General features: G+C 52.7%; 24 protein-coding genes and 1 tRNA gene. 2 read left to right on the forward strand and 23 right to left on the reverse strand.

The annotated features are described in order from the left end of the window. Window positions 1–59 precede the first annotated feature (59 nt). The 5 genes from KXU80_RS10490 to nrdR form a co-directional block, all read right to left on the reverse strand. Complete coding sequence (locus KXU80_RS10490; RefSeq protein ID WP_219838124.1) at window positions 60–488, reverse strand: S-layer homology domain-containing protein; 429 nt, start codon at window positions 486–488, stop codon at window positions 60–62. Window positions 489–553: 65 nt separating this feature from the next. Then, window positions 554–1,078: a hypothetical protein gene (locus KXU80_RS10500; protein ID WP_219838125.1), complete on the reverse strand. Its 525-nt coding sequence runs from the start codon at window positions 1,076–1,078 to the stop codon at window positions 554–556. Beyond that, window positions 1,018–1,278, reverse strand: coding sequence for an Ig-like domain-containing protein (locus KXU80_RS28420; RefSeq protein ID WP_374987783.1), 261 nt, complete (start codon window positions 1,276–1,278; stop codon window positions 1,018–1,020). The genes KXU80_RS10500 and KXU80_RS28420 overlap by 61 nt, the downstream gene beginning before the upstream one ends. 413 nt (window positions 1,279–1,691) lie before the next feature. After that, window positions 1,692–1,767, reverse strand: a tRNA-Ala gene (locus KXU80_RS10510). A 163-nt stretch (window positions 1,768–1,930) separates the two neighbouring features. Then, window positions 1,931–2,389, reverse strand: coding sequence for a transcriptional regulator NrdR (nrdR, locus tag KXU80_RS10515; RefSeq protein WP_219838127.1), 459 nt, complete (start codon window positions 2,387–2,389; stop codon window positions 1,931–1,933). A gap of 135 nt (window positions 2,390–2,524) precedes the next feature. On the opposite strand from nrdR, the gene KXU80_RS10520 reads away from it, so the two are divergent. After that, a complete protein-coding gene (locus KXU80_RS10520) occupies window positions 2,525–2,737 on the forward strand; it encodes an alpha/beta-type small acid-soluble spore protein (protein WP_219838128.1) in 213 nt (70 codons plus the stop codon). A gap of 61 nt (window positions 2,738–2,798) precedes the next feature. Here KXU80_RS10520 and KXU80_RS10525 read toward each other — a convergent pair whose 3' ends face one another. The 12 genes from KXU80_RS10525 to KXU80_RS10580 all read right to left on the reverse strand — a co-directional run bounded on the left by KXU80_RS10525 (window position 2,799) and on the right by KXU80_RS10580 (window position 15,822). Beyond that, window positions 2,799–3,389, reverse strand: coding sequence for a lytic transglycosylase domain-containing protein (locus KXU80_RS10525; RefSeq protein WP_219838129.1), 591 nt, complete (start codon window positions 3,387–3,389; stop codon window positions 2,799–2,801). Further along, complete coding sequence (gene coaE / locus KXU80_RS10530; RefSeq protein WP_219838130.1) at window positions 3,386–3,982, reverse strand: dephospho-CoA kinase; 597 nt, start codon at window positions 3,980–3,982, stop codon at window positions 3,386–3,388. The genes KXU80_RS10525 and coaE overlap by 4 nt, the downstream gene beginning before the upstream one ends. 70 nt (window positions 3,983–4,052) lie before the next feature. After that, window positions 4,053–4,766, reverse strand: a complete 714-nt coding sequence (locus KXU80_RS10535) for an MntP/YtaF family protein (RefSeq protein WP_219838131.1) — start codon at window positions 4,764–4,766, stop codon at window positions 4,053–4,055. A gap of 86 nt (window positions 4,767–4,852) precedes the next feature. Continuing rightward, the gene (gene mutM, locus KXU80_RS10540; protein ID WP_219838132.1) at window positions 4,853–5,725 is read right to left on the reverse strand and encodes a DNA-formamidopyrimidine glycosylase; all 873 of its coding nucleotides are present in this window, start codon (window positions 5,723–5,725) and stop codon (window positions 4,853–4,855) included. 60 nt (window positions 5,726–5,785) lie between these two features. Then, window positions 5,786–8,446 (reverse strand): DNA polymerase I, encoded by a 2,661-nt coding sequence (gene polA / locus KXU80_RS10545; RefSeq protein ID WP_219838133.1) that lies wholly within the window; start codon window positions 8,444–8,446, stop codon window positions 5,786–5,788. Between the two features lie 140 nt (window positions 8,447–8,586). Beyond that, the gene (locus KXU80_RS10550) at window positions 8,587–9,759 is read right to left on the reverse strand and encodes an EAL domain-containing protein (RefSeq protein ID WP_219838134.1); all 1,173 of its coding nucleotides are present in this window, start codon (window positions 9,757–9,759) and stop codon (window positions 8,587–8,589) included. Further along, window positions 9,756–11,324 (reverse strand): GGDEF domain-containing protein, encoded by a 1,569-nt coding sequence (locus KXU80_RS10555; RefSeq protein ID WP_258171438.1) that lies wholly within the window; start codon window positions 11,322–11,324, stop codon window positions 9,756–9,758. The genes KXU80_RS10550 and KXU80_RS10555 overlap by 4 nt, the downstream gene beginning before the upstream one ends. Before the next feature lie 157 nt (window positions 11,325–11,481). Next, window positions 11,482–12,141: a phosphate signaling complex protein PhoU gene (gene phoU / locus KXU80_RS10560; RefSeq protein ID WP_219838136.1), complete on the reverse strand. Its 660-nt coding sequence runs from the start codon at window positions 12,139–12,141 to the stop codon at window positions 11,482–11,484. A 23-nt stretch (window positions 12,142–12,164) separates the two neighbouring features. After that, a complete protein-coding gene (gene pstB, locus KXU80_RS10565) occupies window positions 12,165–12,923 on the reverse strand; it encodes a phosphate ABC transporter ATP-binding protein PstB (protein ID WP_219838137.1) in 759 nt (252 codons plus the stop codon). A gap of 16 nt (window positions 12,924–12,939) precedes the next feature. Continuing rightward, complete coding sequence (gene pstA, locus KXU80_RS10570; protein WP_219838138.1) at window positions 12,940–13,827, reverse strand: phosphate ABC transporter permease PstA; 888 nt, start codon at window positions 13,825–13,827, stop codon at window positions 12,940–12,942. Then, the gene (gene pstC, locus KXU80_RS10575) at window positions 13,824–14,759 is read right to left on the reverse strand and encodes a phosphate ABC transporter permease subunit PstC (RefSeq protein WP_219838139.1); all 936 of its coding nucleotides are present in this window, start codon (window positions 14,757–14,759) and stop codon (window positions 13,824–13,826) included. The genes pstA (KXU80_RS10570) and pstC (KXU80_RS10575) overlap by 4 nt, the downstream gene beginning before the upstream one ends. A gap of 103 nt (window positions 14,760–14,862) precedes the next feature. Next, the gene (locus tag KXU80_RS10580) at window positions 14,863–15,822 is read right to left on the reverse strand and encodes a phosphate ABC transporter substrate-binding protein (RefSeq protein WP_219838140.1); all 960 of its coding nucleotides are present in this window, start codon (window positions 15,820–15,822) and stop codon (window positions 14,863–14,865) included. A 187-nt stretch (window positions 15,823–16,009) separates the two neighbouring features. Here KXU80_RS10580 and KXU80_RS10585 point away from each other — a divergent pair, with 187 nt between their 5' ends. After that, complete coding sequence (locus tag KXU80_RS10585) at window positions 16,010–16,924, forward strand: LysR family transcriptional regulator (RefSeq protein WP_219838141.1); 915 nt, start codon at window positions 16,010–16,012, stop codon at window positions 16,922–16,924. A 73-nt stretch (window positions 16,925–16,997) separates the two neighbouring features. Here the strand turns inward: KXU80_RS10585 and phoU (KXU80_RS10590) are convergent, their stop codons facing one another. From phoU (KXU80_RS10590) to KXU80_RS10615, 6 genes are all read right to left on the reverse strand, one after another. Next, the gene (gene phoU, locus KXU80_RS10590) at window positions 16,998–17,657 is read right to left on the reverse strand and encodes a phosphate signaling complex protein PhoU (protein WP_219838980.1); all 660 of its coding nucleotides are present in this window, start codon (window positions 17,655–17,657) and stop codon (window positions 16,998–17,000) included. A gap of 42 nt (window positions 17,658–17,699) precedes the next feature. Next, window positions 17,700–18,470, reverse strand: a complete 771-nt coding sequence (gene pstB / locus KXU80_RS10595; RefSeq protein ID WP_219838142.1) for a phosphate ABC transporter ATP-binding protein PstB — start codon at window positions 18,468–18,470, stop codon at window positions 17,700–17,702. Window positions 18,471–18,603: 133 nt separating this feature from the next. Continuing rightward, window positions 18,604–19,506, reverse strand: a complete 903-nt coding sequence (pstA, locus tag KXU80_RS10600) for a phosphate ABC transporter permease PstA (RefSeq protein WP_258171348.1) — start codon at window positions 19,504–19,506, stop codon at window positions 18,604–18,606. Further along, the gene (gene pstC / locus KXU80_RS10605; protein ID WP_219838982.1) at window positions 19,506–20,462 is read right to left on the reverse strand and encodes a phosphate ABC transporter permease subunit PstC; all 957 of its coding nucleotides are present in this window, start codon (window positions 20,460–20,462) and stop codon (window positions 19,506–19,508) included. The genes pstA (KXU80_RS10600) and pstC (KXU80_RS10605) overlap by 1 nt, the downstream gene beginning before the upstream one ends. Before the next feature lie 104 nt (window positions 20,463–20,566). Beyond that, complete coding sequence (locus tag KXU80_RS10610) at window positions 20,567–21,430, reverse strand: phosphate ABC transporter substrate-binding protein (protein ID WP_219838143.1); 864 nt, start codon at window positions 21,428–21,430, stop codon at window positions 20,567–20,569. Between the two features lie 41 nt (window positions 21,431–21,471). After that, a complete protein-coding gene (locus KXU80_RS10615; protein WP_219838144.1) occupies window positions 21,472–22,872 on the reverse strand; it encodes a stalk domain-containing protein in 1,401 nt (466 codons plus the stop codon). Between the last annotated feature and the right edge of the window lie 138 nt (window positions 22,873–23,010).

The raw sequence follows: 23,010 nt of genomic DNA on the forward strand, positions 1-23,010 counted from the left end.
AATCAGTTATCGCATCCCCTGACCTCGTCGCTGCCGATGATGCGCTCCCGCCGTGACCTTTAATCTATCTTTCCAAGCTTTTGCAAGGTTCGGATGAACACGGTCGAAGCTTGCACGCGTGTAGTTGTGCCTTTCGGACTAAACTTATCAACATTGATGCCTGTCATGATTTGAAGTTTGACCATCGTGCGAATGGCTTCTAGGTAAGCCGGATCAATGCTGGCTACATCCTTATAACCATCCAAACTAACAAGCTCTTTCGTCATCGGCAGCTTTTCAAGCGTAACAACGGCCGCCAGCATGCTCGCCATTTCCTCGCGTGTCAGCGGTTGGTTAGGCTTGAAGGTGTTTCCCTTCAGCAAACTGAGCAGACCAAGCTCCTTCCTTATTGCCACTTCACCAAAGTACCATGCGCCTTGCTTCACATCTTCGTAAGGTGCTGCACTGCCGGTAACAGCAGTTCCGCGTGCAAGAGTTCGAACGAGCATTACCGTAAACTCGGCTCTAGTTACGGATTTGTCAGGTGCATATTGCCCATGGCCAATACCGTTAACTAGACTTTTTGCCGCAGCGAGATGACGAACTGCTTACCCCAATGGCCTTGTACATCGTCAAAGCTTACCGAATTTTCTGCCACCGCGTACACGCTGTTGGAATATGAGCTAATCATTACATACCACACACCGTCAATCTGTACCGTTTTGGCAGCAACAAACTCAAAATTCTTCGTCGTTTCGTTAAAGCGGAACGCGCCCCATTGCTCCGGAAGGTTGGTCATGTTCTTCGGCATTGGAATTACTCCAGCCAGCGCCTTAGTGAACTTATCTGCTGTTCCGATCATTTGCCCTGTCTTCGTGTTTACAATCTCTATGCTGAAATCCACGATCGCGCCCAGCACTTTACCTCTTGGCAAGCCATTGGCAAATGCCACCTGAATATTCTTATCATCGGACTTGTCGGTTAGTGTAACCTTGAAGCTGATATCATCGGCTTTCAGGTTCTTACCCTCTAAGCTGGTTAAAATGCTAGCCGGTATGCTGACGCACGCCACTCCGTTCTTAGGCAAAACTTCAAGCATGACGGATGCCTTTGTGGTGTCGATTTTATCCGGGTCCAGTGATACGCCGTTCTGATCGATGACAGGTATGGTAAGGTTACTTGACCACTCGTATCAGTTACTCCACCGTTCGCTGCCGTAATGGTCGAGTTTCCGCTGTCCTGTGAGAGGGTTACCGCATGTCCTGGGATCGGGTTATTATTCGCTTCCTTGATCGTCACCGTCAACGTGCTTGCTGCGCCATTCGCTGTGACACTGACTGGCGAAGTGTCAGCGTCGATTGTCCTGCACTCGCCGCACCGGGAGTAAACGTAACTTGCGCAATCTGGGTTACCGTCACGTTGTCTGTCGTGTCAACAGCCGTATAGGTAACGTTTTCCGCGTTCGCATTGGTTGGCATGTTTAGCGTTGTGTTTGGTGAGCCTAGGAGGGGATGTATAGATCTCAATTGTATGTTGAAGCTGCTAACTCGACCGAGGATTTTTTAAAGCGGAGACTCAGACGCTCTGCTCCTTCGGCACCCGCTCCATCCGCGCGGACTGAACCCCAGGGTTCTCCCTCTTGGGGGCTTCCACCAAAAAAATAAAAAACGCAACCCTGCTCGGTTGCGTTGGATGTGTTGGATGTGTTGTTATGGTGGAGAATAGGGGGCTCGAACCCCTGACCTCGTCGCTGCCAGCGACGCGCTCTCCCAGCTGAGCTAATTCCCCATACTAAATCAATTGCTGGTTTTATTCAGTTACTACGGTGACGACAAATAAGATTATAACACGGACATCACATGTAATACAAGCCTATTCTTAGCTTATTTTTCTAATAGTACCCTAACCAGCATTGAAAATAAAAAAACGGCATTTCAGCCGTTTTTCGGGTTTAATTATCCTTGGACAGCATGCTGTTCAGCTCTTTCATGAACATGTCAATATCCTTGAACTGCCGGTATACCGAAGCGAAGCGGACATAAGCCACTTCATCGACGGGATACAGCTGCGACATGACCAATTCACCGATTTCTCGGCTCTCGACCTCGGCCTGGGCCGTTGTCCGCAGCTCTTTCTCCGCTTCGGATACGATAATCTCTAGCTGATCCACCGATACGGGACGCTTCTCGCAAGCCCGGATGAGACCGCGCAAAATTTTGTCGCGGCTGAACTCCTCCCGGCTGCCGTCTTTCTTAATGACGATTAGCGGCGTTTCCTCCACCATTTCGAAAGTGGTGAACCGCCGTGTGCATTTCTCGCATTCACGGCGGCGGCGTATCGATTTATTTTCGTTAGCGGGTCTGGAATCGAGCACTTTCGTCCCAGCATAGTCGCAATACGGACATTTCATCGGTTTATAGTCCTCCGTCTAATTACTTTGTGAACGCGCTGTTCTCCAAATCCCCTGATTCCCATTCGTTACCTGTAATGAAAAAAGAAATACCGCAAATAATACAGTTACCAACCGCAAGGAGGTGAACGACAAATGGCGAACAATAGTGGAAGCAATCAACTTGTAGTCCCACAAGCTAGCGCTGCATTAGACCAAATGAAATACGAGGTCGCTCAAGAGCTTGGTATTTCCCTTCCGCAAGATGGATACTATGGCAACATCTCTACAAAAGATGCCGGTTCCATCGGGGGCAGTATCACTCGTAAATTGGTCCAAATCGCAGAGCAATCTCTCGCAGGTCGTTAATTTTTAGGGCTTCATCAAGCTTTGGCTGGCTGCCTACAAGCAGTCGGCCAAAGTTTTTTTTCTATGCATGCGCCAGGTCCGGATATAAGGCCTTGTACTTATTATAATAATAAATAACCCGCTGTATATAGTGCCTTGTTTCGCCATAAGGCACCTGATCCACCGTATCCGGTTTCCCGTCCCACGTGCCGTCGGACAACCAGCGCTTCACGGTGCCCGGCCCCGCGTTATAAGCCGCGATGACCTTGTACATATTTCCGCCGAACTGATCGTTCAGCGCCTTCAAATACCAGGACCCGATCTCAATGCTGACATCCGGCCTTTGCGAAATCGCCTCGGTCGTGATGTTCGTGAAGCCGCCCTTCTGAATGATCCAATTAGCGGTATCCGGCATCAGCTGCATGACCCCAACCGCGCCTTTCTTCGATACGGCGCCGGGCTTGAAATTTGTTTCTACGCGTATAATGGCTGCAACCAGATGGGCGTCGAGCTGATAATTTTCTGCGCTGATGGCAATATCCTCACTGAATTGCAGCGGGTACAGCCAGCGGCTCATCCACTCCGACCTTACGAACAGCAAGACGAGAAAGGCCAGAATGAGGATAAGAAAAACACGCTTGCGCGCTCGCCGCTTCTTCTTGCTCTTCTTCATGGCAATCCCTGCTCCTGCCAAAACCGGTCAACCTGCTGGCTCGTCTCCTCCAGCGTGCCGCTGTTATCAATCACGTAATCCGCGCGGCTTCGTTTCTCTTCGATATCCATCTGCAAGCGGATTCGCTGCTCCGCCTGCTCCTCCGTCAGCGCGTTGCGCGTCATCAGCCGTTCGATCTGAACAGCTCGCGGCGCATATACAACCATGACAGCCTCATAGGCTTGGTCTTGTCCCGCTTCATACAGCAAGGGAATATCCGCAACGATCAGCTGCGCTCGATCTTCCGCTTCATAGGCAAGAATCTGGGCCCACATATGGCTGCGAATCGCGGGATGCAGAATCGATTCCAATGTCGTCAGCCGTTCGCGGTTGCCGAACACCAGCTTGCCGACCTCCGCCCGATTCATCGTCCCGTCCTCATTTAATACGGCTTGTCCAAACTCGGCGACAATCGCCGCCAGCGCAGGCTGGCCGGGAAGCACGACTTCCCGGGCTGCCTGGTCGGCATCGACAAGCTTGGCGCCGCGCGATACAAGCATGGCAGATACAGTGCTCTTGCCGCAAGCGATCCCGCCGGTCAATCCCAGTTTCACAAGCTTTCACCTCAATAGTAACAAGCATTCATGGTAAGCATTTCCGAACAGCCCGCATCCAATACGCGCGCTACATAAGCCGTATAAGACCCATAATGATCAGCATAATGCCCGGCAGCACCGATAACGTCCGCATCCCGCGCCAAGCCGCGAACCTGAACCCAAGACGCATGCCCGCAAGCAGGAACACTCCGCTCGACGTAGAAATGACAAGCGCCGTTAGCAGCGGATTGAAACCGACCATCGCGGCACCCAGCCCTGCACCGAAGCTGTCGAGCGACAGCGCAAAACCGAGCAGGATCGCCTCCGACGAAGAGATAATGCCGGAACGGTCGACGTCGGCCATTTGCGGCGTGCGCAAAATTTGGATGACGATCCCGAGCCGTTTCAGCTCCAGGATGACGATCGTCGACGCCGTAGGCTTAGCGGTAAGCGGCTCAGCTGCAGTCGCTCCAGCTTCCCCTTCCGCTTCAACCGGCGGCTCAGCAGGTTCGGCTTCCGCCTCGGCATGCCTGCGCTGCCATAGCTGGAATAACGCGTAGGCGCCGATGAGCATGAGAAGCACGGCACCGATCCACTTCGCCGTGATGGGCGGCATATAACCGGACAGCACCGCGCCGATTTGCATGGACAGCCAAACAACAAGACCTGAGCAGAACGCAATGATAATAATCGACAGCAGCGGAATACGAATCCGCCTAAGGCCATATGTCACACCGACGCCGAAACCATCCAAACTAACGGCAAAAGCAAGCAGCAGCAATGATGCAGCATGAATGAGCAACCTGATGTCCCTCCCATGATGACGATAATGCAGCAATCTGTGCACTCGCCTAGAAACATGAATGGTACATCATATGCGGGTTCTCACTACTCGTGCCTTATTTGGCGCGTGGCTTGGCCGCTGCGGAGCTTCGGAAGGGGCTGACAGGCTAGGCAAATATGCGTGCCGCGTCCGCCCACGACCGTTTTCTCAATAATGCGGCCGCATCGGCTGCAAGGCTCGCTGCCCCTGCCGTAGACCAGCAGCTGATGCTGAAACATCCCCATCTCGCCCTGTCCGTTGACGTAAGACTTGATCGAGGAGCCGCCGACATCTACCGCGCGGCCCAGCGTAGAACGAATCGCGTCGTACAGCCTGCTCCATTCCGGCGCTTTCAACGAGTTTGCCGTTCGCTCCGGATGTATGCCGGCCGTAAAGAGCGCCTCATCTACATAAATATTGCCGAGCCCGACCACATATTCCTGGTTCAGCAGCAGCGGCTTGATCTTGGTCGTGCGATGCGCGACGACACGCTTGAAAGCCGCCAGTGTGAAGGTCTCATCCAGCGGCTCGAGACCGAGCTTCTTCAGCGGCGCTTGCACAAGATCGTCGCCTGGCGCGAAGAGATGCATCGTTCCGAATTGGCGCACATCCTTATAACGCAGCTCCGTGCCGTCGTCGAAGTGAAATCTCACGTGCGTATGCAATTCTACTGGCTCATCCTTGGCGTAAACGCCGTATCGCCCTTCCATCCGAAGATGGGAGACGAGCACGAGGCCGTCCAGCAGGATGCGCAGAAATTTGCCTCTGCGCTCCACGGTTTGAATAGTGTGTCCCGCCAGCGCGGCTGCGAAAGCTTCCGGCTCCGCTGGCCGTTGTATAATTCGCGGAAGCGACACGGTTACCCGCTCGATCCGTTTGCCTGCAACAAGCTCATTCAGCGTTCGCCGAACGGTTTCAACTTCCGGTAATTCAGGCATTTCCTAATTCCCCCCTGCCATGTTCAGCCTTCATTATAGCGCATGCAGGGCGGCTTTGTCTTACTTCGCCTCATACCAATTGTCACCGTAGCTGACGTCAGCCTTCAGCGGAACATCCAGCGCAAGCGCGCTCTCCATCACTTCGGGCAGCAGTGTCTTCATCAGCTCCAGCTCATCGGCCGGCACCTCGAAGACGAGCTCATCGTGTACCTGAAGCAGCATGCGGCTTCGAAGCCCGCGTTCGCGCAGCGCGCGGTCCATCTTCACCATGGCAAGCTTGATAATATCGGCTGCCGTGCCTTGAATCGGCGTGTTCATCGCCGTCCGTTCGGCGAACGAGCGAAGATTGAAGTTCGACGCCTTGATATCAGGCAGATACCTGCGGCGTTCAAGCAGTGTCGTCACATAACCATCCTTGCGCGCCTGCGCCACGATGGTATCCATATAAGCGCGAACCCCTTGGAATGCGGTAAAGTACTGCTCGATGAAACGCGCCGCGTCTTTCCGCGAGATGCTCAGGTTGTTCGATAAACCGAAATCGCTGATACCGTACACGATGCCGAAATTGACAGCCTTTGCTTGGCGGCGCATGTTGGCGTCGACTTCCTCAGCCGCAACACCAAACACGTCCATAGCGGTCTTCGTATGGATGTCTGTATCCGCGATAAATGCTTCCTTCATCTTCTCGTCGCCGGATATATGCGCCAGCACGCGAAGCTCGATCTGCGAATAGTCCGCCGCGAGGATGGTCCAGCCCGGCTCCGAAGGAACGAACGCCTTGCGGATACGGCGGCCTTCCTCCAGCCGGATCGGGATGTTCTGCAGATTCGGGAATTGGCTCGACAACCGGCCCGTCGCGGCAATCGTCTGCCTATAGTAGGTATGAACCTTGCCCGTGTCGCGGCGAATCTCCTTCAGTAGTCCCTCAACGTACGTGGACTGCAGCTTGGCCAGCTGACGGTAGTGCAGAATCAGCTTCACAATCTCGTGGTATGGCTCCAGCTTCTCCAGCACTTCCGCATCGGTGGAATAACCCGTCTTCGTCTTCTTAATAACCGGAAGACCCAGCTTCTCAAACAGCACGTCGCCCAGCTGCTTCGGCGAATTGATGTTGAACTCCATGCCGGCATAGGTATAGATGTCGCTCATATATTGAGAGATACCCTTCTCAAGCTCAGTGCCCAGATCTTCAAGCACGGCCGGATTCACCTTAATGCCCTGCTTCTCCATCCCTGCAAGGACGACGGCAAGCGGCTGTTCGAGCTCCTCGTTCAGCTTTGTCATATGCCCCTGCGCAAGCTCCGCCGACAGCAGCGGCACGAGCCTGCGCACGGCATCGGCCTTGGCAGCCAGATGGTTAGCGAGCACCTCGCCTGCTGGCACCTGCAGCTTCGCTCCCTTGCCGTAAACGGCTTCATCCGTCTGGATCGAGGCGAGGCCTTGACGCTGGATCAGCGAGGCAAGCGTTTGGCTGGACTCCGTCGGATCCAGCAGATACGCCGCGAGCAGCGCATCGAATACGACGCCGCGCAGCTCGATGCCAAGCCAGCTCAGTGCAAGCTCCGCTTTGTGCAGGTCGTAGCCCCGCTTCGGCGCCTGCTCGTCCTCCAGCCATGCTCGTACCGGCGCGGAGACAGCCTTATCCATCAGTTCGTCATAGGTCAGCGTAACGATGCGGTCACCGCCCGCAACGGCCAGGCCGACCAGCCTGGCAATGTGCGGATTCTCTCCGATCGCCTCAATATAGAGACTCTCCGATTGAGTCAACAGCTCTGTCAGCGCGCCTGCATCGAGTGAACCTGCAGATACGACTTTATATGTCGGTACGGCCAAGGCGGCAACTTCTCCTGCTCCCCCCGCTTCCGGCAGCGCCAAGCGCTCGATGAGCGATTTGAACTCCAGCTTGCGGAACATGTCCGATAATGAATTCGCATCGTAACCGTTGTACAGCAGCTCGTCCGTTTTGTTTTCCAGCGGCACTTCGCGGAAGATGGTCGCCAGCTTCTTGCTCATGACCGCATCGTCTTGATGCATTTCTACTTTTTCTTTCATCTTGCCTTTCAGCTCAGCCGTATTCGCAAGAACACCCTCGACGGAGCCGTAGTCGTGCAGCAGCTTCAGCGCGGTTTTCTCCCCGACGCCCGGAATGCCCGGTATATTATCGGACGTATCGCCCATCAGACCCTTTAGGTCGATGATTTGCAGCGGCGTTAGCCCGTATCGTTCGTTGATTTCAGCCGGATCATAGCGATCCACCTCGCTGACGCCCTTGCGGGTCAGCGCGATCGTAACATGGTCCGATGCCAGCTGCAGCATATCCTTGTCGCCCGAGACGACGACGGTCTCGACGCCGCTCTCGTCCGCAAGTCGGCTGAGCGTGCCAATTATATCGTCCGCCTCATAGCCCGCCAGCTCATACTGCGCGATGCCAAAGGACTTCAGCAGTTCCTTCAGCACAGGGAATTGCTCCGACAGCTCCGGCGGCGTCTTCTGGCGTCCGCCCTTATATTCCGTGTACCCTTCGTGGCGGAACGTCACCTTGCCGGCGTCAAAAGCAACCAGCATATGCGTCGGCTTCTCTTCTTCCAGCAGCTTCAGCAGCATCGTCGTAAATCCGTATACCGCATTCGTATGCAGTCCAGCCGAATTCGTCAGCGGCGGCATGGCAAAGAACGCCCTGTAGATGATACTGTTACCGTCAATTAACACCCATTTATCCATATGAAAGGCACACCTCACCTTATTTTCCTAGTCACTATCATAGCATAAAGCAAACAAGCTTTCCCACTTATCCGCGGCTGCGAATATCGGGAAAGCTGCTGCTGCGTAAGCGCTGCGCGGTAGCATTGCCTGCTGTTCTATTATTCGTCGAACGGCTGCGGCCGCCCAAGCAAGTAGCCTTGTGCGTATTGAACGCCGAGACTGCGGATAAATTGAAGCTCTTCCTCTTCCTCGATGCCTTCGGCAATGAGCTTGATGTCCATTTTGGCAGCCAAATCGGCAAACGTCTGCACGAGATGCGCTTTCATCCCATCCAAGTGAATCCCGTTCGTGAGGGAACGGTCGATTTTAATAAAGTCCGGCTTCAGCTCGACGATCGACTGCAGGGAAGAATAGCCGGCCCCCGCGTCGTCAATGGCAATTTGATACCCTTGATTACGGTAATGCTGCAGAATGCGTTTGGCAGAACCAAAGTCCTCGATGGAGGTCCGCTCCGTAATTTCGAATACGACATGATGCGGCGACAGGCCAAATCTCTGCAGCAGCAGCAAGGTCTGCCCAGAGGAGAACGATGGGTCGTTCATGATCCGCGCCGTTATGTTAATAAACAGCTTCTGTCCCTTCAGCAGACCCGTCGATCCTTCGATTGCCCGCTCGCGCGCCAATCGGTCAAGCGCATACGTCAGTCCTTCTTCATCGGCAAATTGAAACAAACCAAGCGGGCCGTCAAACCAACGGCTGCCCGGAATTCGAGATAATGCCTCATAACCGAATATGGAATGGGAATCCGGCGACAGCGACATAATCGGCTGATACATCGGCTGAATGCGCCGTTCGCGCAAGATCTGCTCCAGTTCTCGTCGCTTCAAGCTTCGCTTGGCGGCTCCGTTCGATTGTCCATGCACGATCGCCCGCTTCATACCGTCGTATAAGCGCTCTTCTTCTGAAACAATGCCGTCGTCCAAGAAAGACACACCCGCATGCAGGTACAGCTCAGGCACAGGCCCGCCGAATGCCGCGTCCATGAACCGAGGCTCCCAGTCGTGCTGCAGCCGGCTGCTGATCTCCAGCAGCTGCTCCTCGAGCATCTCTTCCCGCTGAGATGGCAGCGTCAGACAAACGAAAAGATCGTCCCGCATCCACATGCGGGACAGCCCGTTTAATCCAACCACCTTATTCTCGCCCAGGACCTGCTCTGCAAATCGGCGCCAATTCGCCCGCAGCCGCCCTTTTACCTCTGCTGTCTCTTGGGCTCTTCCATGCCAGGCAAAATAAATGATAGCCATGCCATTGCTGTCTCTTCTCAGGTTCACGTTGTTTTTCCCTCTCCCAGATGCTTTTCAAATACGTCTCCTGCAACATAGGCGCTGCCTGTAATGGATTTGGCCTGTTTCTTGAGGCGTGCAGCCGCCTCCGATATGTCAGCTGTCGTTACCACTTGCAGTCCGTCCCAGGTGAGCAGCGACAAGGACAGTGTCACGCCATCCTGTATAACCGTATTACCGCTTCGATCCATGACACTTGATACGTCAACACCGCCGTAATATGCCCTGGCGCCGTCGTTAAATCGTGTAATCATATGACGGCACAATTGCTCGGCGTCCTCCGCATCCGAGAGGACGATGAAGTCGTCGCCGCCGATATGGCCGATAAAATCGTCCTTCGCTCCCGAAAGGCTGGCCACTTCTTGCAGTACCGCAGACAAGAACCGAATGAGCTCATCCCCCCGGCTGAAGCCGAAGCAGTCATTAAACCACTTGAAATAGTCCAAATCGGCATAGATAATCGCGAATTTCTTGCCTGTATCGATCCGGCTCTGCATCTCGCGGAGTATGGCTGCATTCCCCGGTAATCCGGTCAGCGGGTTGGCCGTTCTGGCTTCCTCCGTGCGCAGCTGTGTCATGCACTCCAATATGGCACGAATGGAAGCGGCGCCGATCAGCTTCCCTCCCCGGGTAATGATGACGACATGATACAAGCGCGAAATATCCCGGGCCATCGCCAGCTGCGCTACATGTTCCACCGGCAGGTCCGCTTCGACGACAAGCGCTTCTTCGTCCATAATTTTCGATACGGATCGATTCCAATATAACGGAAGTCCGAATTGTCCAGCTAGCAGCTGGTTCATGTTTTCCTTCATGATCAAGCCGATGGGACGGCCTTCGCTTGCGATGATCGCCCCCTGCACATGCGGGTTGGATTCGAACATTCGTGCGAGGTCCGACACGCGCTCGGACGGCGACAGCGTCGGAATCGATTTGGCCAGCATCCCAATGGGGAAAGGCGTCTTCGCGCTGCTTGGAACGGCTGCAGGCTGTGCAATCTGCCGTCCTTGTCCGCCAGTTCCGGATATTCGCGATTCGTCCAAGGCTAGACCGCCCCACGTGTCCGTCTCCGCGCCAGCCGGTGAATCGAGCACCGCCGCTGCATCCTCCTGGCGAATCCGATACCGCATCACCGCGGATATGGCATCCTTGATCGCATAGTAAATTGTCGCTTCCGCTGAGCGGCCGATACTCGAAGGATATGCCGATGCATGTCCAATCGCAAAAGCGCTGCGGTCTGCATGAGTGGCGGAAAGCTCTTCTTCGCCCGCGTAAATGCGCTTCAGCTTCGATCGAAGTGCGTCCACCGCTCGCTTGATCAGCTTGTCCAGCTTATCTTCGGATTTGCCCCGTTGAAGGAAGTAGAAGAAGTCGTTCTCCATCCTATACCGCCAGACGAGACGCCGCTGCTCATTCATCCACTCTGTCAATGCCTCAAGCACGGAGGCCGATGTGTTTCCTGACACATGCACGACGATGACGCCGATGCCGCCGTAATGCCATTGCTCTGTCAACCGATGGATCATTGTACGGTCTAATAGTCCATATCCCATCTCATCCACAAGAATCCCTCTTAGGCGTCAGTCGTTTTGACTCTCTTATCGTTCTATTGTAGGAGATGATTGTGAAGAGAGCATTGGAGCATTGTTAAATTTATGTAAAAAAATCCAGCGTACAGCTCCATACGCCGCACACCGGATCTCACTTTACTTAGTCATTTAATTCGGCACGCTTGCCGGTTACGAGAAAGACGACGCTCTCGCCAATATTGGTGGCATAATCGGCAATGCGCTCGATATATCTGCCAACGAAGCTGATCTGGCTCGCTTGCGTGATCGATTTGGGATTGTCCATCATGAGCGCGAACAAGTCACCGACCACCTGACTGAACAAAGCATCTACCTGATCATCGTCTTTTGCCATTTTGTACGCCAGGTTCACGTTCTCATGCACATACGACTCGATAGATTCGCGAATCATCTGCCTTGCGATATCAGCCATCTGAGGCAGATCCACAAGCGGCTTCATATGTGTCTGGCCATCCAAACGGACGACGACTTTCGCGATATCAACGGATAGATCGCCCATACGCTCCAGATCGCTCGCCATTTTGAAGGCGATTAGAATTCTGCGCAAATCTTTGGCAACCGGCTGCTGCGTCGCGATCATCCGTGCACCGAGCAGGTCGATGCTTTCTTCAATCCGGTTCAGCTCGATATCTGCCGCAATAATGCGTCTGGCTGCGGTGGTGTCCAATTTCTCCAGCGCCGACATGGCTTCCCCAAGTACGTTATCTACGCGGTTGCCCATTTCAATGAGCATGCTCTTCAGCTGCTCCAGGCCTTCATCCAGCTCTTTCCGTTTCAACACGCAAGCGCCCCTCTCCTCGTTCCTTAACCAAAGCGGCCGGAAATATAATCGTCCGTCGCCTTCTCGGAAGGATTCGTAAAGATTTTTTCGGTTTTGTCGTGCTCGACGACTTTGCCCATGTAGAAGAATGCGGTTCTGTCCGATACGCGCGCAGCCTGATGCATGTTGTGCGTCACGATCACGATGCTGTAATCCTGCTTCAGCTCGGCGATCAGCTCCTCGACCTTGGCGGTCGATACCGGATCAAGCGCCGATGCCGGCTCATCCATGAGAATGACCTTCGGCTTTACAGCGATGGAACGGGCGATGCATAGACGCTGCTGTTGTCCGCCGGAGAGGGCAAGTGCCGACTGATGCAGACGATCCTTCGTCTCTTCCCATAGCGCGGACTTGCGGAGACACTCCTCCACGATTTCGTCGAGCTGCTGCTTCTTGCGAATCCCGTGATAACGGGGGCCGAACGCAATATTCTCGTAAATCGACTTGTGAAACGGATTGGGACGCTGCCAGACCATGCCGATCTTCTGGCGAAGCAGAACAACGTCTACGCCGGCGTCATTGACGTTCTCGCCGTCGATCCAAATTTCACCCTTCGTACGCACGCCGCCAATCGTATCGTTCATGCGGTTCAAGCTGCGCAGGAAGGTAGACTTCCCGCAGCCCGACGGGCCGATGAGCGCGGTAACCTCCCGGGGAGCAAACTGAAGCGATACGCTCTTGATGGCTTCCTTCTCCCCATAGAATACGCTGAGGTCTTTGGCTGCTAGTCCTGTTGTTTGCATGCTTTAGTCACTCCCCTTATTTGGTTGCCGTAAATTTACGGTGCAGATACCCGCCAAACCATCTGGCCGTGAAGTTGAAAAGCAGCACCATAATGATAAGTATAGCGGAAGCGCCTGCGCCGATTTGAGCTGCATCCGGAGCCAAGCCTTCACTGTTGATCTTCCAGATATGAACCGCCAGCGTCTCCGCAGGGCGGAACGGATTAAGCGGCGAGAAAGGACTGAGCGGATTCCAGTTCGTGAAATCCAGTCTCGGCGAGCTCATTCCTGCCGTAAACAGCAGTGCCGCTGCTTCACCGAATACGCGGCCCGAAGCAAGGATGGTGCCTGTCACGATCGTCGGCATTGCGATTGGCATCATGACGGAAGTAATTGTCTTCCAGCGCGACAAGCCGAGCGCGAGGCTCGCTTCCTTCTGCTCGCGGGGGACGCCCTTAAGCGATTGCTCCGTAATCCGCACCATAAGCGGAAGATTGAATACGGTCAGCGCAAGCGCGCCGGAGAAGAGCGAGAATCCAAGACCGAATACGTTGACAATCACAAGCAATCCGAACAAACCGACGACAATAGACGGGAAGGAAGAGAGTACCTCGACGATGAGTCGAATGGAATCGGTTAATCTTCCCGGTTTGGCGTATTCGCTCATGTAGATGCCGGCGCCAAGTCCGAGCGGGATGGTAATAATCAATGTTAACAATAATAAGAACAAGGAGTTGAACAGCTGCGGCCCAATACCGCCTCCCGCTTTTATCGTTTGCGGTCCAGAGGTTAGGAAATGGAAGCTGATGTGCGGCAGTCCGCGGACAATAATGTAACCAAGCAGCCCTGCGAGCAGCAAAACAATGAATCCGGATATGGCGATAATGACGGCAGTTGCGATGCGATCTGCGGTTTTGGCTGTCATCGGTTATTTCTCCTTTCCAAGAAGCGGACAATAAAGACGAAGACAAACGTCATGGCAAGCAAGATCAGCGCAAGCGACCAGAGCACGTTGTTATGCGTCGAGCCCATGACCGTATTGCCCATGTCAAGCGTAATGACGCTGGTCAGCGTCGAAGCCGATTCGAACAAGGAGTGCGGAATATGCGGCGAGTTTCCGATAACCATCTGAACCGCCAATGCTTCACCGAATGCACGGGACATGCCGAGCACGACACCCGTCAGCAGCGAAGGCAGCGTAGTCGGAATGACGATGCGGTAGATCGTCTGCCAGCGCGTAGCACCGAGCGCAAACGACGCTTCCTTCAAGCCGCGCTGCAAGCCGGAGAGCGCATCGGTCGCGATCGTCGTGATCGTCGGCAGAATCATCATCGACAAGACAATTGCGCCTGCCGCGATCCCGATCCCTTGTCCTGGGAAGATCGCGCGGAGCGCAGGTACGACTACGCTTAGACCAACAAAACCGAACACAACGGACGGAATGCCCGCAAGCAATTCGATAACCGGCTGGAGGATGCGTCTACCGATTCCAGGCATGATTTGCGTCATAAATACAGCCGCGCAGCAGCCAAGAGGCGCCGCGATAAGAGCGGCGAGCAGCGAGGTGCTGAACGAGCCGAAGATGAATGGCAGTGCGCCATACAGCGGAATATCTGCTTCAGGATCCCATTTGAGTCCGCTGAGCAGCCCGCCGAGGCTGACACCATCTCCAAAGAACGTCGTCAAACCGCGTGAAGACACGAAATAGACGATTGCGCCGATCGTAACGACGAGTACTAGAATACACAGCGTCGTAAATACTTTGCCTACCCATTCCTCCATGACATGCGGTTTGGCCAGGGTACGCGTCGTTCTTGGATGAACGAGTTGTTTATCATTCACAGCGGGCTGCTCCATCGCTTCTTCTCTCCTTCAATCATGCTGTTCTTAGACAGTCAAGAAGAGGCGGACTCATCCACCTCTTAAGACTGCTTATTTATTTCGGCTTTAGGCGTATCGCTTATTTCGATACAGTGCCTGCAGCATCGCGTTTTACTTGCATTTTGCCAACTGGGATATAACCAAGCTCTACAACATCAGCGTTTTGTACTTCGTCGCTCACCATGTAGTCAAGGAATGCTTTAGCTGCTGCGTTTGGTTCGCCTTTCGTGTACATGTGCTCGTAAGCCCATACTGGGTAGTCGCCAGTCACGATGTTTTCTTCTTTTGGTTCTACACCGTTATACTTAATCGTTTTAACTGTGTCATCCAGGTAGGACAGTGCCAAGTAACCAATTGCTCCAGGTGTATCTGTTACGTATTTCTTAACCGTACCTGACGAATCTTCTTGAATGGATCCTGGTACATCTTCGGATTTCGTGCCAAGTGCGTATTTTTCAAACGTTTTGCGCGTACCGGAGCTGCCTGGACGGTTGATGATCGTGATCTTCTCGTCTTCGCCGCCAACTTCTTTCCAGTTCTTCACTTTACCTGTGAAGATAGCAACCAATTGTTCTTTTGTCAGGTTGTCGATAGTAACACTTTTGTTTACGACAGTTGCCATTGCAACGACTGCCACTTGGTGGTCAACAAGTTCTTTCGCTTTGTCAGCGTCAGCGTCCGTGAATTTCTCTTCAGCGAAGATATCGGAGTTACCGATGTCTGCTTGGCCGCCTTGTACTTGCGTCAAGCCAGTACCGCTTCCGCCGCCTTGTACTTGAACTGTGATGCCGCTGTATTTCGAGTCTTCCATGAATTTCTTGGATACTTGATCAACGAGTGGTTGAAGCGCCGTGGAGCCTGCTGCCAGGAGCGAACCGCTAAGCGCATCGCCGCCTGCGTTACCGCCTGCGTTAGCTGTAGTGCCGTTGTTTGTCTTACCGTTATTTGTAGTGTTGCTGCTGTCCCCTTTGTTTGAGCCGCAAGCCGCCAGACCGATCGTCAACACGAGTGCTACTACAACGAGTAATGCTTTTTTCATTTCAGTTCGTTTCTCCTTCCGCTATCCGTGCGGTTAATTTGTTTACAAGACCTATTGTACGTTGACCTTATTAATTTGATATTTTCTTAGTGTTAACGGAATGCTAAAACTTCATAGATTTATTGAATAAATGATATAGGTAATATAAAATTATTGTATAAAATCACCCTGAAGGGAATTTTAAGTCATGAGTATATTAAGACTACAAATCCTAGTGCTGCTCTCCGAGCTGAAGAAAGTCACCACTGTCGCGGAGGAAATCGGCGTCAAGCAGCCGACTGTCAGCTTTCATATGCGCAAGCTAGAAGAAGAATGGGGCGCACCTCTGTTCGAAATTAAAACCGGTAAAGTGCTGCTTACGGAATCCGGCCAGCTGCTCTACCGGTACGCTGCGGAAATCGACCGCATCTACAAGGAAGCCCAGTCACGGTTTCAAGCTTTCCGGCAAACGGGTGAGCATCGCTTAGTGGTCGGCATTACCGACACTGCTTCCTCCCTATTGTTCAGAACCGACTGGATCGCGCAAGCATCGCAGTCTTCAGGCATGCAGTTAAAGCTGATCACCGGCCAGCATGCCGCACTGCTTGAGCAGCTTCAGACCGGATCTATCGATTTCATGATCAGCGGTAACCCGCGCCTGCCTGCCGGTGGATTGATAACCCCCGCAGCAGCCTTGCAGCTTGAAGTCATTTCGGATGACCGATTAGCACTCTTCATGAGTGCAGGCCACGCACTTGCTGCCGGTCCGACTATTCCGGCTTATAAGCTGGCAGGTCAATCCCTCGTCGAGCTGGTCGACCTCCCTCTCCAAGAAAGCATCCTCAATTGGGAAACGCATGAGAAGGTTACCCTATCCCGGGCGTGGGCGGCAGATCGAATCGATCTCGTATTCAATGCGGTTGCAGACGGCTCCATGCTCGCCATTTTGCCGGTTAGGACTTCTGCACGCGCTCCTGAAGGCGTCACCTTCATCCCGCTGCCTGGACAGTCTGTGCCTTGGCAGTGGACAGCGGCTTGGCGCAGCGACTATTGGAATTCGCAAGTCGTACAGCGCGTTGCCTCGCTGCTCCGTGAGGACGAATGGAATAAGCAGCAGGTGTAACAAAGCAAAGAGCAGTCAATCGATATGCTTCGATTGACTGCTCTTTGGGCATGCTATTACTCTTGGTCAAGTCCTACGAGTTCAAATCTGGGCGCGCACCCGTTACCAGGTACACAACGGACTCGCCAATGTTGGTCGCATGATCAGCGAAACGCTCGATATAACGGCCTACGAAGCTGAGCAGGTTAGCCTGGGAAATCGTTGTCGGGTTCTCCATCATAAGCGAGAAGAGCTCCCGGATAATTTGGGCATAAAGCGCATCGACCAAATCATCGTCCTTGGCCATTTTGTACGCCATGTTCACGTTCTCTTGAACGAACGATTGAATGGATTCGTAAGTCATCATCTGCACGATTTGCGACATGCGCGGCAGATCGATGAGCGGCTTGATGAGCGTTTGGCCTTCCAGTCGGATAACGACTTTGGCGACGTCGACTGCCAAATCACCCATCCGCTCCAAGTCACTTGCGATCTTGAAAGCGACGAGGATGCGGCGCAGGTCCTTCGCTACCGGCTGCTGCGTTGCGATAAGCGTTGCTCCGAGCTCTGAAATTTTTTCTTCAATTCTATTAAGCTCCTTGTCTTCCTTTACGATCCGTCTCGCTTCGTCGGCATCGACTTTCTCGAGTGCCTCCATCGAATTGGCTATTGCCGTTTCGACCCGCCGTCCCATATCAACGATCAGTTCGTTCAGTTCTTCAAGGCCATGGTCAAACTCTTTCCTCTTCGTCATCATGCCTTCATCGTTCTCCCTCTCCACATAAATGTCAGGTGATTAGCCAAACCGGCCGCTGATATAATCTTCGGTACGCTGGTCGCGCGGGTTCGAGAACAGCTTCTCCGTATCGGAGAACTCCACCACTTCGCCATTTAGGAAGAACACAGTCTGATTGGAAACACGTGCTGCCTGGTGCATATTGTGCGTAACCATTACAATCGTGTATTTGTCCTTCAGTTCCTGTGCCAATTCCTCGATTTTGAGCGTCGAGATCGGGTCGAGAGCTGAAGTCGCTTCATCCATGAGAAGGACATCCGGATTTACGGCAATCGCGCGAGCGATGCACAAGCGCTGCTGTTGTCCACCGGACAGGCTGAGCGCGGAACGCTTCAAATAATCCTTGACTTCATCCCACAGCACTGCGGAACGAAGGCTGGTTTCAACGATTTCATCCAGCTTCTGTTTGCTGCGAATGCCATGCAGACGCGGACCGTAGGCCACATTGTCGTAGATCGATTTCGGGAACGGATTCGGCTGCTGGAAGACCATGCCGACCTTCTTCCGAAGCGTCTCCACATCGACCTCTTTGGAGTAAATGTCAGCGCCGCCGATGAGGACCTTGCCTTCGATGCGCGTGTTCGGAATCATATCGTTCATGCGGTTCAGCGTACGAAGCAGCGTTGATTTGCCGCAGCCGGAGGGTCCGATGAAAGCGGTAATTGCTTTCTCCGGAATATCCATCGTTACATTTTTGAGGGCATGAAAGTTTCCGTAAAACAAATTTAATTTATGAATATCGATCAAGGTTTGCGAAGCGATGGATTGCATATCGTTCTCCTCCATATAGGTGGACATACGTCCGAGTCAATCTTATGGTTAATCGTAGCCCTAAATTGTCAAAGTCATATGTTTGTTTTGTAAACGCAGCGTAAAATTTATTTCCGATCCGGAATTGCTGTGTTTAGCGTGTTCTACGTGCATTAACCCAGAGCGGTACCCGGAACACGATGTTGATGAGCAGGACGACAAAGACCAGTACAGCCGCTGCTTTCTCGGCGATCAGCTGCGCATCGGGCACAATGGCTTCCGACTGAACGTACCAGAGGTGAACGGCCAGCGTTGCGCCTGGGGACAACAGATTGAAGTCCCACATGACACCGGAAGAAGAGACGCCCGCGGTCAAGATAATGACGGCACTTTCACCGAAAGCACGGCCTGCAACGAGACAGATCCCCGTGATAATCCCATTGAGCGCGACAGGAACAAGTACGCGGCGGATCGTTTGCAGATGGGTGCTCCCTAAGGCGAAGGATGCACTTTTCATCTCCTGCGGCACCGAACGAATCGCTTCCTCCGTAACGCGGGTAAGCACCGGCAAGTTCAGAAATGCCAAGCTGACGGCTCCGCCGATGATTGTAAGTCCAACATCCATCGCTTCGACGAATAATGCGATACCGAAGAGACCGAATATAATAGAAGGCACAGATGCCAAGCCTTCCACGCAGATGCGAATGAACGTAATGAATTTGTTATTCGGCGCGAATTCGGCCAAATAGATGCCTGCCGCCATACCGAGCGGAATCGAAATAACGAGCGAGATGAATAGAACGTAGAACGAGTTGAACAGCACGGGACCGATCCCGCCGCCTTCGTCCATTTCGCTCGGCAAGCCGTAGAGGAATCCCCAATCCAGCTGCGGCAGTCCTTTTTTGAGGATCATAAACAGCAACCCGCAAATGAATAAAATCGTACAGATGCCGATCAGCCAAACAATACCCGTAAACAGGCGATTGTTAAACCTGTTCAGGCTTTTGCGAGAAGCAAATGGATTCATTGCAGGGGCTGCAGATTTATTTACGCTCATTATTTTACCCCTCTTCCTTGAATCATGCGGACGATTACGATCATAATCAACGAGATAATCAGCAGGATGAAGCCCATCATATATAACGCGTAGTTCCAAGTGGAATCAAACGGGACATTCGCAATTTGCATGACGATGTTACTCGTCAGTACCGAAGTTGGCTTGAACAGCGCATCAGCCAGCTGCGGCGTGTTTCCGATAACCATAACGACGGCCATTGTTTCGCCGATCGCGCGGGCCATGCCGAGAATAACGGCGTACATAATGCCGCTCTTAGCCGCAGGAAGCACAACACGGACAATCGTTTGAAAACGGGTCGAACCGAGCGCGTAGGAAGCATCGCGAAATTTCTTAGGAACTGCGACGATGGAATCGTCTGTGATGCGGCTGATTGTGGGCAGTACCATGATGGTCAGCACGATAGCGGCTGCCAGGATGCCATCACCCATGTTCGTGCCCGTCGTTGCACGCAGCATCGGAATCAACACCGTCAAGCCGAGAAAACCGTATACGACGGAAGGAATACCCACGAGCAGATCAAGAATAGGACGCAGAGCGGTCTTCAGCCATGTAGGCGTCATTTCCGATAGAAAAACAGCAATAAGGACAGATAGCGGAACCGAAATCACCATGGTTAGCAGCGTCAAAGCAAACGTACCGAAAATAAACACGAACGCGCCGTACTGCTCGTTCTCCGGCACCCAGTCAGTGGACAAGAAGAAATCTTTCACCGATACGGTTTCGAAGGTGAGCACGCCCGTGCGGCCCATTAGAAACAAGATCGAGAACAAGATTAAACAAACGAATACCGCGCTGGCGATGCAAATTATTTTGAACGTGCGGTTGTAGAACGAGAGTCTTGCTTTGCGGCTGAAGATTTTGCCGGACGAAGCTTCCAGGCTTCTTCCAAGCTCTTCGCCGGAGTAAGCTCTCCCGGAAGTTTGTGCTTCCATCATACTCATAACGACCCTTCTCCTCTCATTTCAAAAAGAGAGAAGCCAGCTTCCCGCTTAATATGCAGAAGCTGGCTTCACTTGTAACTTGCTGGTCCGGTTAGGTCTTACGCGTTTTTCATTGCGGACAGCGGGATGAATTTAAGTTTTTTCAGGGAACCTGTTTGGAACTTCGTGCTTTGTACATAATCGATGAATGCTTTAACGACGCCAGAAGGTTGGCCTTTTGTCATGTAGTAGCCGTAAGCCCATACTTTGTACGAACCGTTAATAACGTTTGCTTCAGATGGAGCAACATTGTTGATTTTCATAGCTTTCATTTTCGCAGTTACATACACAAGGTCGATATAACCGATTGCGTTTGGCGTCGTTTCGATCGCTGTTTTCATATCGCCGCTCGATTTAACTTCTTTGTAGTTGGAGCCTTTCGTCATGAAGTCTGTACCGTTCAATGCTTTGACTTGGAAGTTAACGCGCGTGCCGGAACCGAATGCACGGTTAACGACGACGATGTCAGCATCGGAACCGCCAACTTCTTTCCAGTTCGTGATTTTACCGGAGAAGATGCCTTGCAGTTGAGCTGTGCTCAGGCTGCTTACGCCAACGTTGCTGTTCGCAACAGCCGCGAAAGGAATAACCGCTACTTTGTTTGCGACTTGGCCGTCGAATTTCTTGAAGCCAGGTACGTCTGTGGAAGCATCCCAGTCGCATGCGCCGATGTCGGCAATGCCTTTACGTACGGATTGCGGTCCAGTTACGGAGCCGGCTGCAGATGCCGAAATTCTAACTTTCGGGTTCAGCTTCTTGAATTCATTTGCCGCTTGAAGCGTCAAAGGAAGCAGTGCCGACGAACCGTTGACTACGATACGGCCGCTAAGTTTGCTGGATGCGCTAACTGCAGATACGCTTCCGAATGTGAGGGAAAGAGCCATGACTGCCAAACCGATGTTTCTGATCCATTTTGTTTTCATTGTGTTGTAAATCTCCTCTCGAATTTTACGATTATAGTAGATTAGTTCGTTACTTTTTTGAGAACTTCGCCATTAGCTACATATGTCGCATCGTCAATTACGAATGCGATCGGCGCGCCCGCTGCTGCTACAACTTCAGACACATTACCTTCCAGGTCGCCAAGCGATTTGGAAGTACCGGCAGCTGCATCAACTTCGTACACGCCTGTTTTGTCGCCCGCATCTGTCAGCGCGTAGATTTTGCCGCCTGCCATTGTAGCTTGCAGCACGTCTTTGTCGCCGATAATTGTCGTCAGCTTCTTGTCTTTCGCAACTGCAACGAGGGAAGAAGGCTTGTTGTCTTCTACGCTTACGTAGTAAGCTTGGCTGCCGTCAGCCGCTGCGCCTACGAATACTTTGTCATCCGTCGAAGTCGTCAGTTTCACTGGAACTGCGTCTTTCACCGAAGCATCGAAGAAATAGACTTGCGGCTCGGTGCCCTTGATATCGATCGCCACGTCATCGGATTCCACTGGCTTCGTGGCATCAGCCGTTACTGCACCCGGCTTCGTCACGACATAGTAGAACTTCGTGCCGTCAGCGGATACGCTCAGGTTTGTTTTGTAATCCAGCTTGTCGTCAAGCACTTTCGTCAGTGTACCGTCAGCGATGTTCAGCTTCTGGATCACAGTACCTTTGTCGCCTTGCAGGAAGAAGATCGAGCTGCTGTCGGGGGACCATACAAGCTCGGGCTTGATGGAGTTGTCCGTCGAAACCGTCTTCGTATCAAACTTCTTGCTTGTCAGGTCAATTACGTAAACCAGACCGTCTTCGTCGGTGTAAGCTGCTTTCGTACCGTTCGGGGATACCGTCAGCTCGGAAGCCGTCGAGGAAGTCATCAGCTGTTGGAACGCGCCTGTTTTGGCATCAACGATGTAGTCCGTGCGGCCGTCTTCCGTCAGCGTCGAAGCAAGCAGGTGACCAGCGTCGATCCAGCTTACGTTGTCCGCGTGGACCTTCTCGACTGCATCGATCCATACTTGGCCTTGAGCGTCTTTCGCCGCGTCCACATCGAAGAGTGCAATGAAGTCTTCAACCGAGATATAGTAAGAAGCTCCTACGATTTCGATTGGATGTTGCATTGCCGTTTGCTCGCCGTCTACCAAAGCTTCTTTCGAACCTTTGTGCAGCTCAACGGAATGGCCGTGAAAATAAGCGGTAACGCCTGCCTTCACGTTAACAACAAACAATACGCCTGCTGCCTTGCCCAAGTCACGCAGTGATACAAAAGTCGTGCCGTTCTTTTGAATCGAACCTACGGAGATGGATGCGTCGTTAACCATCAGATTGAACGAAGAAGTTGCTACCACGTTTTGTGCAGATGCTGCCGAAACGACACCCGTTGCGGACGTGCTTAGCGCAGCTGCCAGCGCAGAAATCAAAAGCGTTTTTTTCATGGACATTTGTCTTTATCACCCTTCTGATATGGTTTCTTAACGCACTTCGCTATGTACAAGATCGATTATATAAACCCATTGTTAAGCGGTCGTTAATCGACCCCCGCCTTATTGTTAAGTGGCCGTTAATCTATTGTGTAGGTA

It is taken from the genome of Paenibacillus sp. R14(2021) (assembly GCF_019431355.1).
Classification (GTDB): Bacteria; Bacillota; Bacilli; order Paenibacillales; family Paenibacillaceae; genus Paenibacillus_Z.

Coding starts and splice junctions, on each gene's coding strand:
- KXU80_RS10580 (WP_219838140.1), bottom strand. CDS start 15,822: ATGAAAAAAGCATTACTCGTTGTAGTAGCACTCGTGTTGACGATCGGT.
- pstA (WP_258171348.1), bottom strand. CDS start 19,506: ATGAGCGTAAATAAATCTGCAGCCCCTGCAATGAATCCATTTGCTTCT.
- KXU80_RS10610 (WP_219838143.1), bottom strand. CDS start 21,430: ATGAAAACAAAATGGATCAGAAACATCGGTTTGGCAGTCATGGCTCTT.
- pstA (WP_219838138.1), bottom strand. CDS start 13,827: ATGACAGCCAAAACCGCAGATCGCATCGCAACTGCCGTCATTATCGCC.
- KXU80_RS10585 (WP_219838141.1), top strand. CDS start 16,010: ATGAGTATATTAAGACTACAAATCCTAGTGCTGCTCTCCGAGCTGAAG.
- KXU80_RS10490 (WP_219838124.1), bottom strand. CDS start 488: ATGCTCGTTCGAACTCTTGCACGCGGAACTGCTGTTACCGGCAGTGCA.
- KXU80_RS10500 (WP_219838125.1), bottom strand. CDS start 1,078: ATGCTTGAAGTTTTGCCTAAGAACGGAGTGGCGTGCGTCAGCATACCG.
- pstC (WP_219838982.1), bottom strand. CDS start 20,462: ATGATGGAAGCACAAACTTCCGGGAGAGCTTACTCCGGCGAAGAGCTT.
- phoU (WP_219838980.1), bottom strand. CDS start 17,657: ATGACGAAGAGGAAAGAGTTTGACCATGGCCTTGAAGAACTGAACGAA.
- polA (WP_219838133.1), bottom strand. CDS start 8,446: ATGGATAAATGGGTGTTAATTGACGGTAACAGTATCATCTACAGGGCG.
- mutM (WP_219838132.1), bottom strand. CDS start 5,725: ATGCCTGAATTACCGGAAGTTGAAACCGTTCGGCGAACGCTGAATGAG.
- pstC (WP_219838139.1), bottom strand. CDS start 14,759: ATGGAGCAGCCCGCTGTGAATGATAAACAACTCGTTCATCCAAGAACG.
- pstB (WP_219838137.1), bottom strand. CDS start 12,923: ATGCAAACAACAGGACTAGCAGCCAAAGACCTCAGCGTATTCTATGGG.
- KXU80_RS10615 (WP_219838144.1), bottom strand. CDS start 22,872: ATGTCCATGAAAAAAACGCTTTTGATTTCTGCGCTGGCAGCTGCGCTA.
- nrdR (WP_219838127.1), bottom strand. CDS start 2,389: ATGAAATGTCCGTATTGCGACTATGCTGGGACGAAAGTGCTCGATTCC.
- KXU80_RS10525 (WP_219838129.1), bottom strand. CDS start 3,389: ATGAAGAAGAGCAAGAAGAAGCGGCGAGCGCGCAAGCGTGTTTTTCTT.
- KXU80_RS10555 (WP_258171438.1), bottom strand. CDS start 11,324: ATGGGATATGGACTATTAGACCGTACAATGATCCATCGGTTGACAGAG.
- KXU80_RS10520 (WP_219838128.1), top strand. CDS start 2,525: ATGGCGAACAATAGTGGAAGCAATCAACTTGTAGTCCCACAAGCTAGC.
- pstB (WP_219838142.1), bottom strand. CDS start 18,470: ATGCAATCCATCGCTTCGCAAACCTTGATCGATATTCATAAATTAAAT.